Origin of the sequence: Micromonospora acroterricola, assembly GCF_003172955.1 — a bacterium.
GTDB lineage: Bacteria > Actinomycetota > Actinomycetes > Mycobacteriales > Micromonosporaceae > Micromonospora > Micromonospora acroterricola.
The window spans coordinates 1-11,326 of the sequence record NZ_QGKR01000317.1 but is presented as its reverse complement, the minus strand read 5'-3'; the positions used below and the strand labels follow the sequence as shown (position 1 = coordinate 11,326).

Below are 11,326 nucleotides of genomic sequence, written 5' to 3'. Positions count from 1 at the left end.
GGGAGGGGTGACCATGGCGGGCGAAGCCGGCTCGGGAGCGCTGCGCGAACTGATCCTGGTGGTCGCGGTCGCACTCGCCGGCCTGTTGCTCGCCATGGTTGCGGCCTTCGCACCCTGGCATGCCACCCCGGCGGGTAACGCTCCCGCCGGCCTGGTGGAGCTGCACAGCCCCGGCGACCCGGGCCCCGGTCCGGTCGCACACGTGGGCTGAGCAGCGGCCGGACCGACCGGTGCCGGCGGAGGGGCAGGCCCGGTCAGGATTCGGTACGAGGCGTGGTCGGGCCGGCGGGGCACCGGTCCGACCACGCCGCAACCGACCTCGATCAGCCGCTGGTGTCGTGCTCGTCGACGGTTGGCCCGCCGCGGGGAGCGTCAGGTGGCCGTGGGGGCGCGGCCGGTCGGGTCGCGGGTGAGCAGGTCGGCCAGGGTCGTGCTGTCGACCACCGTGGCGATCGCCCCGTGCACGGCCAGCCAGACCTCGGTCAGCCCGGCGGCCACGCCGTGGTAGTCGGCGCGCTCGGCGGGCAGTCCCCGCACGGTGGTCAGCGAGCCACCGACCGCCCGCAGCACGTCCCCCACGGTGATCTCGTCGGGCGGGCGGGTCAGCGCGTACCCGCCCTCGGTGCCGCGATGGCTGAACAGCAGGCCGGCCCGGCGCAGGTCGAGCAGGATGCCCTGGAGGAAGCTGAGCGGGATCTCCTGCACCTCGGCCAGGCTGGCCGCCTTCACCAGCTCGCCGTCGCCACGACCGGTGGCGGCGACGGCGAGCATGGCCCGGAGCGCGTAGTCGCTGCGCGCGGAGACGTACACGTCACTGACCAGCCTGGTCCAGCACGCCCCAGCGGCGCCGGATCGCCTTGTCCGCCGCGCCGAACGCGGCGTCCACGGCCAGGCCGACGACCAGGATCACGATCATGATGGCCATCAGCCGCTCGGCGTCCGAGAAGTCCCGGGCGTAGGTGAGTTGAGCGCCGATCGAGGTGCGGGCGGCGATGACCACCAGCAGTTCGCCGGCCATGAGGCTGCGCCAGGCGAAGGCCCATCCCTGCTTCAGCCCGGCCACGATCGCCGGCAGTGCGGCCGGCGCGATGACGTACCGGTAGAGGTTGAGCCCCTGCGCGCCCAGGTTGCGGCCGGCCCGCATCAGCAGCGGCGGCACGTAGTCCACGCCGTGCAGCACCCCGTTGGCGATCGACGGTGCCGCGCCGAGGACCACCACGAAGAAGATGGCCTGCTCGCTGAGTTGGAACAGGAGGATCGCCAGCGGGAACCAGGCGATCGACGGCATGGTCTGCAGCGCCGTGATCATCGAGCCGAGCGCGGCACGCAGGATCTTCGACCGGGCGACCGCCAGGCCGAGGAGCAGTCCGACGGTGACCGCGGCGGCGAAGCCCAGCACCGCCCGCCGGGCGGTGGTGGCCAGGCCGTCCCACAGGGCCGAGCTGAGGGCGTAGTCGGCGAGGTCGGCGAAGACCGGACCCGGGCCGGGCAGCGCCCAGGGGTCCTTCCAGCCGGTCCAGACCACGACCTGCCAGATCCCGACGGCGATGCCGAGCGCGGCGAGCTTGGGCCAGGTGGCCGCCCAGAGCCGGCTGGCCCGGGAAAGCTCCTTCTCCCGGCCGGCGATCTCCAGAGCGTCGAGGCCGGAGATCTGCGCGTCGGTGCGCGCCGTGCTGGCGAGGGTGTCACTGGCCATGGCGGCCCACCTCCGTACGGAGCCGCTCGGTGACCTCGGCGGCGATGGCGGCGACCTCGGGGGAGTCGATGCGCCGTGGGCGCGGGATGTCCACCGTGGTGGAGTAGATGATCCGACCGGGACGGCTGGAGAGCAGGATGATCCGGTCGGCCAGTCGGGCGGCCTCGCGGACGTTGTGCGTCACGAAGAGCACCGAGAGCCGGCGCTCGGACCAGATCCGTTCCAGCTCGTCGTGCAGGATGTCCCGGGTCATCGCGTCCAGCGCGCCGAACGGCTCGTCCATCAGCAGCACCGGGGTGTCCAGGGCGAGCGTGCGGGCCAGTGCGACCCGCTGCCGCATCCCGCCGGAGAGCTCGTGCGGGCGCTTGCGGCCGAAGTCGGCCAGGTGCACCGTCCGCAGCAGCTCGGCGACCCGCGCACGCCGCTCGGCGCGGGGGAGCCCGCGCAGCTTCAACGGCACCTCCACGTTGCCGTCGACGGTCAGCCAGGGGAACAGCGCCGGTTCCTGGAACATCAGCCCGGGGCTGGCGTCACCGGCGAGGTCGATCTGCCCGCCGCTGGGCCGGTCCAGCCCGGCGACCAGGTTGAGCAGGGTGCTCTTGCCGCAGCCGGAGGCGCCGACCAGGCAGACGAACTCGCCCGGCGCCACGTCCAGCGACACTCCGTCCAGGGCCAGGACAGCGTTGGCCCCGCGTCCGTACACCTTGGTCACGCCGGACAGCGCGACCGCGGTGGTCGCGCTGTCCGGCGTCGTCGTGGTCGACGTCATGGCTGGACGACCTCGGGCTTGCCCTGCGCCTTGAGCGCGTTGTTGAGGTACGTCAGGTCGTACAGGCCCTTGAGGTCCACCGGGTCGGTCAGCTTCACGTCGACGGCGTGGTCGAGCCCGGCCTTGAGCGAGGTGGCGATCGGGTCGTTGGTGAACTCCAACGTCGTCCACGCCTGCTTGATCAGCTTCAGGTCCAGCGGCTTGCCGGAGATCTTCCCGATGGCGTCGGAGATGGCCTGCTGGGCCTCGTCGGGCTTGCTGTTGACGAACTCGTTCGCGGCCACCTGGCCGTCGACCAGCTTCTGCACCACGTCCGGGTGCGCCTTGAGGAACTTCGTGCTGACCAGCAGGTTGGTGATGACGAACTTCCGGTCCGGCCAGAGGTCGCGCTCGTCGACGAGCACCTTGCCCCCGGAGTTGACCAGCCGGGAGACGAACGGCTCGGGCACCCACGCGCCGTCGATCGCGCCGCTGGTGAACGTCTCCACGGTCTGGGCGTTCTCCTGCGGCACGATCTTGACGTCGCCGCCGCCCTCCTTGGTGGTGGTCAGCCCCTGCTGCTTGAGCCAGTAGCGGACCGCGACGTCCTGGGTGTTGCCCAGCTGCGGGGTGGCGATCTTCTTGCCCCGCAGGTCCTGCGGGCCGTTGATGCCGGGCTTGACCACCAGCGCCACGCCGCCGGAGGCCGCGCCGGAGACCACCCGCACCGCCTCGCCCTTGGACTTGGAGAACGCGTTCACGGTGGGGTTCGGGCCGATGTAGGTGGCGTCCAGCGCGCCGGAGAAGACCGCCTCGATGGCGGCCGGGCCGGCGTTGAAGGTCTTCGGGTCCAGCTTCACGTTGGCGCCGAGTTTCTCGGCGAAGATGCCCTTCTCCACGCCGACGACCGCCGGCGCGTGGGTGATGTTGGGGAAGTAGCCGAGGCGCAGTGTCACCGGGCCGGAGCTGCCGCCCGCGCCCTCGCTGTCGTCGCCGCACGCGGCGGTGCTGCCCAGGGTCGCCGCGCCGACCACGGCGAGGGTGGCCAGGGTGACCAACCGGCGCAGGGGGAGCCGTCTCATCGTCCATCCAATCCGCAGTATTCCTACTTAGTTGGTAGGAAGAGTGGGCCAGGCCGAGGTCAGCGTCAAGAGGCATCCACATGCCGGGAAGGAGCGTCTCAGATATGTCGGCATTTCCTACCAGCTTGCTAGGGTAGGCGCCACCTCGGCGACCGGCAGAGAGGCGACCCCGCAATGACCTTCCACTGGTTCCTGCCCACGTCCGGAGACGGCGACCAGGTCGGCGCCGCCACCGTCACCGCCGGCGCGGCCCGGCACGACCGAGCCGCCACGTGGCGTACCTGGCCGAGGTGGGCCGGGCCGCCGAGGCGCACGGCTTCTCCGCCGTCCTCACCCCCGTGGGCGCCGGCTGCCCCGACCCGTGGATCGTCTGCGCGGCGGTGGCCCAGCACACCGAGCGGCTCGGGATGCTGGTCGCGGTCCGGGCCGGCTTCGCGCTGCCGACCCTGATCGCCCAGCAGGCCGAGGCGTTCCAGGCCGTCTCCGGTGGCCGGCTGTCCCTCAACATCGTGACCGGCGGCGACCCGGCCGAGCAGCGCGCGTACGGCGACTTCCTCGGCCACGACGACCGCTACGCGCGCACCGGGGAGTTCGTCGAGGTGCTCCGCCGGGCCTGGGCCGGCCGGCCCTTCGACTACTCGGGCGCGCACTACCGGATCGACGGCGGCGGCCTGGCCAGCCCCCTGGTCGACCCGCCGCCGATCTACTTCGGTGGCGCCTCCCCGGCCGCCGAGGCGGTGGCCGCCCGGCAGGCCGACGCCTACCTGATGTGGGGTGAGCCACCCGCGGCCGTCGCGTCCCGGGTGACCCGGATCCGCACGCTCGCCGCCGAGCACGGCCGCACCCTGCGCACCGGGCTCCGGCTGCACGTCATCGCCCGGCCCACCAGCGGAGGCCTGGGCGGAGGCCGACCGGCTGCTGGCCGGGATGAGCCGCGAGCGGATCGCCGCGGCCCAGGCCCGGTTCCGCCGGATGGACTCCGTCGGCCAGGCCCGGATGGCCGCGCTGAACGCCGGCCGCACCGACGGGCTCACCGTCGCACCGAACCTCTGGGCCGGGGTCGGCCTGGTCCGCGAGGGCGCCGGCACCGCGCTGGTCGGCAGCTACGCCGAGGTCGCGGCCCGCATCGACGAGTACGCCGCACTCGGCGTCGACGAGTTCGTCCTCTCCGGCTGGCCGCACCGGGAGGAGGCTGAGCGGGTCGGCGCCGAGGTGCTGCCCCTGGTGGCCGACCCGGTGGCGGCGGCTCAGCCGAGGTCGGCGGTGGCGGGGGTGCCGACGCGCTAGGGTCGATCCCGTGGCGGCGCGGAGATCCAGAATTCCAGCGACGAAGTACCCGGTCGAGCGGTTCACCCTCGACAACGGCCTGCGGGTGGTGCTCACCCCCGACCGAAGTGCCCCGGTGATCGGGGTGGCGGTGGTCTACGACGTCGGCATCCGCTCGGAGCCGGAGGGGCGCACCGGCTTCGCCCACCTCTTCGAGCACCTGATGTTCCAGGGCTCGGAGAATTTGGAGAAGCTGGCCCACTTCCGGCACGTGCAGGGCGCCGGCGGCACCTTCAACGGCTCCACCCACCTGGACTACACCGACTACTTCGAGACGCTGCCGAGCAACGCGCTGGAACGCGCGCTGTTCCTCGAGGCGGACCGGATGCGCGGCCCCCGGCTGACCGAGGAGAACCTGCGCAACCAGGTCGACGTGGTCAAGGAGGAGATCCGGGTCAACGTGCTCAACCGGCCGTACGGTGGTTTCCCCTGGCTGACCCTGCCGCCGGTCATGTTCGACACCTTCCCCAACGCGCACGACGGCTACGGCTCCTTCGTCGACCTGGAGTCGGCCACCGTCGCCGACGCCGCCGACTTCTTCCGCCGGTACTACGCGAGCGGCAACGCAGTGCTGGCGGTCAGCGGCGACATCGACGTGACCGAGGCGACCGAGCTGGTCACCCGCCACTTCGGCGACGTGCCGGCCCGCCCCGCGCCACGGCGGCCCGACTTCACCGAACCCGACCTGACCGTGGAGCGGCGCACCTCGTACACGGACGCGCTGGCGCCGCTGCCGGCGGTGGCGGGCGCCTGGCGGGTGCCCGACCCGGTCACCGACTTCGCCGGCTACCTGCCGTACGTGGTGCTGGCCGAGGTGCTCACCGACGGCGACGCGTCGCGGCTGGTCGAGCGGCTGGTCATGCGCGACCGCACGGTGACCAGCATCGGCGGCTACCTCGGTTTCATGGGCGACCCGTTCGACGTACGGGACCCGACGGCGCTGCTGCTCCAGGCGCACCTGCCGCCCGGCGGCGACGTGGACAAGGTGCTGCGCACCATGGACGAGGAGCTGGACCGGCTGGCCACCGACGGGTTGACCGAGGGCGAGCTGGCCCGGACGCAGGCCCGGATGGCGACCCACCTGCTGCGGGACACCGACGCGGTGCTCGGCCGGGCGCTGCGGATGGCCGTGCTGGAACAGCAGCGCGGCGAACCGGGCCTGCTCAACGATCTGCCCCGGCTGGTCGGCGAGGTCACCGACGAGCAGGTACGGACCGCCGCGGCCACCCTGCGCCCGGAGCGCCGCGCCGCGGTCGAGGTCATCCCCGGAGGTTCACGGTGAGCGCGAGGAGTGAGCCGGTTTTGCGAGCCCCGCAGTCGCGAACGAAGGTGGATCGGTGAGCGCGAGGAGTGAGCCGGTTTTGCGAGCCCCGCAGTCGCGAACGAAGGTGACTCGATGACGACCACCGTCCCGACCGGGCCGCGTACGCTGCCCCCGCTCGGCCCCACCCGCAAACTCAAGGTGCCCAAGCAGGCCGAACGCACGCTGCGCAACGGGCTCACGGTGATCGCCGTACGCCGGCCCGCCGTGCCTCTGGTCGAGCTGCGGCTCTGGGTCCCGTTCGGCCGTGCCCACCTGGCCCGCGGCGCGATGCTCTCGCAGACCATGCTGTCGGGCACCGGGTCGATGAGCAGCGTGCAGATCGCCGCCGAGTTGCAGAAGGTGGGCGGCGGCCTCTCGGCGGGCGTCGACCCGGACCGGCTGATGCTCTCCGGCGCCGGCCTGGTCACCGGGCTGGACCGGATGCTGGAGCTGCTGGCCGAGGTGCTGACCGGCGCCAGCTACCCCAATGACGAGGTGGCCACCGAGCGCGACCGGCTGGTCGACCGGATCCAGGTGGCGCAGAGCCAACCGGCGCACCTGGCCCGGGAGGCGCTGCTGAAGCGGATCTACGGCCGGCACCCGTACGCGACGCAGACCCCGGAGCCCGGCCAGATCCGCGCCGTCCGGCCGGCGGCCCTGCGCAGCCTGCACGCCGAGCGGGTGCATCCCGCCGGCGCGCAGTTGGTGCTGGTCGGTGACGTGCAGCCGGAGAAGGCCCTGGACGCGGCCGAGCGGGCGCTCGGCGGCTGGGCCGGCGCCGGGCGCGTCGCCGAGCTGCCGGCCACCCCGCCACTGGAGCCGGGGCCGCTGCTGCTGGTCGACCGGCCCGGCTCGGTGCAGTCCTCGCTGCGGATCGCCCTGCCGGCCGTGCCGCGCACCGATCCCGACCATGCCCCGCTGCAACTGGCCAACCTGATCTTCGGCGGCTACTTCTCCTCCCGCTGGGTGGAGAACATCCGCGAGGACAAGGGCTACACGTACGGCCCGCACTCGGTGATCGAGCACTCGGTGGCCGGTTCGGTGCTGGTCGCCGCCGCCGAGGTGGCCACCGAGGTCACCGGCCCGGCGTTGCTGGAGACGACGTACGAGCTGGGCCGGCTGGCGTCGCTGCCGCCCAGGCCGGAGGAGCTGGAGCAGGCCCGCCAGTACGCCCTCGGCACCCTCCAGCTCGGCATGTCGACGCAGGCCGGGCTGGCCGCGCTGACCAGCGCGTACGCCGGCAACGGGCTGCGCCTGGACTTCCTCGCCGAGTACGCGGCGCGGCTGGCGAAGGCGACCACCGACGACGTCGCACGGGTGGCGGCCCACCACCTCGCGCCGGCTCGGGCGGCGGTCGTGGTGCTCGGCGACGCCGAGCGGATCACCCCGGGGCTGGCCGCGCTGACCCCGGTCCGGACCGAGCCGGTGCAGCCGTGAAGCGGATGGCCGCGCCAGCCGGGGAGGGGGCGGCGTGAGCGGGGAGGCGGCGCCACCGCTGGCCCGGTCCACGCTCGACCGCGCCGCGCACCGGCGGGGCGACCGGCAGTGGTTGACCGAGGCGTGGCTGCGTGCCCGGGTGCTGCTGCTCGACTCCACCGACGACGGGCGGACGCTCGCCCGTACCGACGCGTCGCCTCCGGCGCTGGTGCTGTTCCGCTCGGGCGACGTGCCGCCCGGGTCCGAGTCGATCGCGATGTTCCTCGGTGTCGAGCCGGACGGGGTGCCGGTCTTCGCGGTCGACACGCCGCTGCCGGCGCTGCCGGGCACCCGGGCGGTCAACCTGCGCGAGGTGGGCCACCTGCTCGGCGACCGCGAGGCCGGGATCTTCACCACCGCGCTGGCGCTGGTCAACTGGCACACCCGCCACGGCTACTCGGCGGCCACCGGAGCGCCGACCGCCATGGACGAGGCCGGTTGGTCCCGGGTGGACCGCAACGGCGGCCGGATCTGGCCGCGTACCGATCCGGCGATGATCGTGCTGGTGCACGACGGCGTCGACGGGCCGGACGGACGTTGCCTGCTCGGCAACAACGCCGGCTGGCCGGGCACCCCGGGCGGTCGCCGTTACTCCTGCCTGGCCGGCTACGTCGAGCCGGGGGAGTCGGCGGAGGCCGCCGTGCTGCGCGAGGTCCGCGAGGAGGTGGGCATCGGGGTGGAGCGGGTCGGGTACGTCGGCAGCCAGGCGTGGCCGTTCCCCGGCTCGCTGATGCTGGGTTTCCTGGCCACCGCCGACCCGACCGACCCGGTGGAGGTCGACCCGTCCGAGATCGCGTACGCCCGGTGGTTCTCCCGGCGGGAGATCGGCGCGGCGCTGGCCGGGCGGACCGTGGACGTGGGCGACGGGGCCCAGCTGATCCTGCCGCCGCCGTCGTCGATCGCGCTGTTCCTCATCCACCGGTGGCTGGACGGCTGGGTGGACGGCGACCGCTGACACGGTCGCGAGGGGTGGCCGTCGACGGGTGAGCACGGTCCCGGCCCGTGGCCGCCGTTGCCGCGGCGGTCACGGGCCGGGAACACGGGCCGTCGTGGTGGGCTGGTGCGAGAAACGCGGCGGGGGAGCCGGTCCTACCACGACGGACGTCTCGTGGGTCAGGTGGCGGTGCGGCCGGGTCTGAGCCGGAAGGCGGGTCGGGTGTCGCGCAGCGGCAGGACCTTGACCCGTTGTTTGCCGGCGCGGACCGCGCCCACCGTGGCGAGCGCCCGGGCGAGCAGCAGCGCGGCGTCCCGGTCCTCGGCGTGCACGATCTGCCGGCGCGGCTCGGGAGTGGTCGTCTCGTCGCGGAGCCGGTGGCCGTCCGCCCAGGCAGCGGCGATGTCCCCGTCGGCGACGGCGCGGATGTCGGTGCGAACGATCAGGAACCGCATGAGGGTCTCCGGATGAACCGCGACGGATGAGCCGGTGTGGAAGTTCCACGTTCTCGATGGCCATGTTACGCCCCGTGTTCGTCCCAGCAACTGAAACACGCCTATTGGTTTCGAGCGTCGTCCGATCGGCGGATGACTGGTCAGCGTGGTCGGCGGCGCGCAACGCGACGGGGCCGCCGGCAGCACGCCGACGGCCCCGTCCCGGTCACCGGATCAGTTCAGATCGAACTGGCCCTTCTTCGCTCCGCCGATGAAGCCGAGCCAACCTGCCCGGTTGAACAGCAGCACCGGACCGCTTCGGTCCTTGCTGTCCCGCAGTGCGACAGCCGTCGGGCCGGTGCCGAGCGGGGCGACCTCGACGCAGTTGGAGGTCTGGCTACGCGTGCTGGTACGCCACGGGGCGTCCGACAGCCGGTGGGCGGGGACGGACGGCGTGTTGCTGATGTCGTTCATGGCTCTGCTCCTGATGTGAACCGCTCCGATGGGACGAGTGGTGCCGCACGCCCCGACGGAGGGTCCCCCGTGGATCACCGTTCCGTCAGCCGCCCCGAGGCCCGGCGGCGTTGGGTCGGCGCCGTTGCCGGCCCGAACGCCACTGTGGATGGGGGCGCCGCCTCGGTCAGCCGTCCCGTCGCCTCGATCAGCCAGGAGAGGGTGTCCGAAGCGTTCAGTGCCGCCGTGCATAGCCACTCGAACACCACTTTATAGCGATTTAGCGCGATTGCCTCGGTCGACATGACGTCGGTGAACCCCCCTTCGATGGCCAGCGTCTCCGGATCGAGCGGATCGGCGAACCGGTAGAGGGAGAACGCGGTCGGCGGGAGGTACCAGTTGCCGATCTGGGTGTCCCGGAGCAGCACGTGCAGCGTCACGTTGGGCAGCAGGGCCAGCTCGCAGAGCTGGACGAGTTGCTCGTGCAGCACCTCGGGCGGGCCGGCCCGGCGACCGAGGGCCGCCTCCTCCAGCACGGCGGTGTAGCGGGGCGCCTCCGGCTCCCGGGTGAGCAGGCTCTGGCGGGCGAGCCGCGCCCGCACCTCGGTCTCCGGCTCCTCGCCCGGCTCCGGCTCGCCGGCGCCCTCACCCACCTGCCGCGCCGAGACGATCCGCACCTGGGCGTACCCCGGGGTCTGCAACAGCCCCGGCACCAGCACCGGGTTGTACTCGGAGATCTCCGCGCAGCCCGCTTCGAGCTCGGCCCAGCTGCGCTGCTGCTGCGTCATCACCGGGAAGTTCTTCAACCAGCCCCGCATGTCGCCGGCCTCGCTGGTGATCCCGAGCAGCTCCTCGTGCAGTGCCGGATCGGCGCCGTAGAGGTCGAGCAGAACGCCCACGTCCTGAGGGTCCGGCCGGCTGCGGCCATTCTCCAGTCGGGACAGTTTGGACGCGGAGGCCCAGCCGATCCGCTCAATGACCTGGTCACCGGTGAGGCCCGCGGCCTCGCGCAGGCGGCGCAGCTCTATGCCCAACCGGCGACGACGCAGGATCGGGCTGGGTGCGGCAGGAGGCACGGTGTCCTCTTTCCCGTCGACCGCCGCAGACGCGACGGTAACTGTATGAAATTCGCCCCCCACGGTCAGTATGGACGGCGCGACCGACGTCGGAGGTTCCGGCGGGGGCGTGTCTCGCGAAAAATGGACCTCGGGTACGCCGGACGACGACGGACCCGCGGCCGCGGCCCCGTCGACCCACGCCCACCCGGGCGCGCCACCACTCCCGCCGGAGGGACCCATGCGCACCGTCCTGCGCCGACCTGACTTCCGCCTGCTCTTCGCGGGCCTGCTGGCCAGCATGACCGCCGAGTCGATCCTGCTACTCGCGCTCGCCATCTGGGTCAAGGACCTGACCGGCTCGGATGGGCTCGCCGGCGCCACCATCTTCGCCGTCGTCGCCCCGATGACGCTCGCGCCGCTGGTCGGCTGGTTCGTCGACCGCTACCCGCGCCGGCCCTTCTTCGTGGCCGCGAACCTGGTCACCGCCGCGCTGCTCACCCCGTTGTTCACGGTCCGGGACTCCGGCGACGTGTGGCTCGTCTACGTGGTGGCCGCCCTGTACGGCCTGTCCTACATCGCGCTCAGCGCCGCGCTCAGCGGGCTCATCCGTGAGCTGGTGCCGGTGGAGCTGCTGGCCGAGGCGAACGGCGTGTTGCAGACCGTACGCCAGGGGCTGCGGCTGATCGGCCCACTGGCCGGCGCGGCGCTCTACGCGGCGATCGGCGGGTGGGCGCTGGCCGGGATCGGCGTGGCCGGCTTCCTGGCCGCGGCGGCGGTGGTGAGCGCCCTGCCCACCCCGCAGCCGCCCCCGCCGAC

The 11,326-nt window shown here is 73.0% G+C and carries 12 protein-coding genes and 1 pseudogene; 6 read left to right on the top strand and 7 right to left on the bottom strand.

The window, feature by feature from the left end; genetic code table 11:
• Positions 1-211: hypothetical protein (locus DKT68_RS27370; RefSeq protein WP_407940799.1), on the top strand; the 211-nt coding region annotated here is incomplete at its 5' end.
• A 161-nt stretch (positions 212-372) separates the two neighbouring features.
• On the opposite strand, the gene DKT68_RS27365 is transcribed toward DKT68_RS27370, so the two are convergent.
• From DKT68_RS27365 to DKT68_RS27350, 4 genes are read right to left on the bottom strand one after another with little or no spacing between them, the layout of a single operon-like run.
• Positions 373-810: an RrF2 family transcriptional regulator gene (locus DKT68_RS27365; RefSeq protein ID WP_109820262.1), complete on the bottom strand. Its 438-nt coding sequence runs from the start codon at positions 808-810 to the stop codon at positions 373-375.
• Between the two features lies 1 nt (position 811).
• Entirely contained in the window at positions 812-1,696 is an 885-nt protein-coding gene (locus DKT68_RS27360) for an ABC transporter permease (RefSeq protein WP_109820261.1), read from the bottom strand.
• The gene (locus DKT68_RS27355; RefSeq protein ID WP_109820260.1) at positions 1,686-2,465 is read right to left on the bottom strand and encodes an ABC transporter ATP-binding protein; all 780 of its coding nucleotides are present in this window, start codon (positions 2,463-2,465) and stop codon (positions 1,686-1,688) included. The genes DKT68_RS27360 and DKT68_RS27355 overlap by 11 nt, the downstream gene beginning before the upstream one ends.
• Positions 2,462-3,526 carry an ABC transporter substrate-binding protein gene (locus tag DKT68_RS27350; protein ID WP_109820259.1) on the bottom strand — a complete coding sequence of 355 codons (1,065 nt, stop codon included), beginning with the start codon at positions 3,524-3,526 and terminating at the stop codon, positions 2,462-2,464. The genes DKT68_RS27355 and DKT68_RS27350 overlap by 4 nt, the downstream gene beginning before the upstream one ends.
• Before the next feature lie 272 nt (positions 3,527-3,798).
• Here DKT68_RS27350 and DKT68_RS32765 point away from each other — a divergent pair.
• The 4 genes and pseudogenes from DKT68_RS32765 to nudC all read left to right on the top strand — a co-directional run bounded on the left by DKT68_RS32765 (position 3,799) and on the right by nudC (position 8,586).
• Positions 3,799-4,813: pseudogene (locus tag DKT68_RS32765) on the top strand (LLM class flavin-dependent oxidoreductase).
• A gap of 10 nt (positions 4,814-4,823) precedes the next feature.
• A complete protein-coding gene (locus DKT68_RS27340; RefSeq protein WP_109820258.1) occupies positions 4,824-6,134 on the top strand; it encodes a M16 family metallopeptidase in 1,311 nt (436 codons plus the stop codon).
• A 114-nt stretch (positions 6,135-6,248) separates the two neighbouring features.
• Entirely contained in the window at positions 6,249-7,592 is a 1,344-nt protein-coding gene (locus tag DKT68_RS27335) for a M16 family metallopeptidase (protein WP_109820257.1), read from the top strand.
• A 34-nt stretch (positions 7,593-7,626) separates the two neighbouring features.
• On the top strand, positions 7,627-8,586 hold the full coding sequence (gene nudC / locus DKT68_RS27330; RefSeq protein WP_109820256.1) for an NAD(+) diphosphatase: 960 nt from the start codon (positions 7,627-7,629) through the stop codon (positions 8,584-8,586).
• A gap of 158 nt (positions 8,587-8,744) precedes the next feature.
• Here nudC and DKT68_RS27325 read toward each other — a convergent pair whose 3' ends face one another.
• The 3 genes from DKT68_RS27325 to DKT68_RS27315 all read right to left on the bottom strand — a co-directional run bounded on the left by DKT68_RS27325 (position 8,745) and on the right by DKT68_RS27315 (position 10,528).
• Positions 8,745-9,020 (bottom strand): hypothetical protein, encoded by a 276-nt coding sequence (locus DKT68_RS27325; RefSeq protein ID WP_109820255.1) that lies wholly within the window; start codon positions 9,018-9,020, stop codon positions 8,745-8,747.
• 213 nt (positions 9,021-9,233) lie between these two features.
• Entirely contained in the window at positions 9,234-9,473 is a 240-nt protein-coding gene (locus tag DKT68_RS27320; protein ID WP_109820254.1) for a DUF397 domain-containing protein, read from the bottom strand.
• A 74-nt stretch (positions 9,474-9,547) separates the two neighbouring features.
• The gene (locus DKT68_RS27315; protein WP_109820253.1) at positions 9,548-10,528 is read right to left on the bottom strand and encodes a helix-turn-helix domain-containing protein; all 981 of its coding nucleotides are present in this window, start codon (positions 10,526-10,528) and stop codon (positions 9,548-9,550) included.
• Positions 10,529-10,748: 220 nt separating this feature from the next.
• Between DKT68_RS27315 and DKT68_RS27310 the strand changes: the two genes are divergently transcribed.
• A partial coding sequence (locus DKT68_RS27310; protein WP_146218441.1) for an MFS transporter occupies positions 10,749-11,326 on the top strand: 578 nt, incomplete at its 3' end.

Bases quoted from the DNA above. Each gene is read 5' to 3' on its own strand.
- DKT68_RS27360 (WP_109820261.1), bottom strand. From the start codon at position 1,696: ATGGCCAGTGACACCCTCGCCAGCACGGCGCGCACCGACGCGCAGATC.
- DKT68_RS27355 (WP_109820260.1), bottom strand. From the start codon at position 2,465: ATGACGTCGACCACGACGACGCCGGACAGCGCGACCACCGCGGTCGCG.
- DKT68_RS27350 (WP_109820259.1), bottom strand. From the start codon at position 3,526: ATGAGACGGCTCCCCCTGCGCCGGTTGGTCACCCTGGCCACCCTCGCC.
- DKT68_RS27335 (WP_109820257.1), top strand. From the start codon at position 6,249: ATGACGACCACCGTCCCGACCGGGCCGCGTACGCTGCCCCCGCTCGGC.
- DKT68_RS27325 (WP_109820255.1), bottom strand. From the start codon at position 9,020: ATGCGGTTCCTGATCGTTCGCACCGACATCCGCGCCGTCGCCGACGGG.
- DKT68_RS27320 (WP_109820254.1), bottom strand. From the start codon at position 9,473: ATGAACGACATCAGCAACACGCCGTCCGTCCCCGCCCACCGGCTGTCG.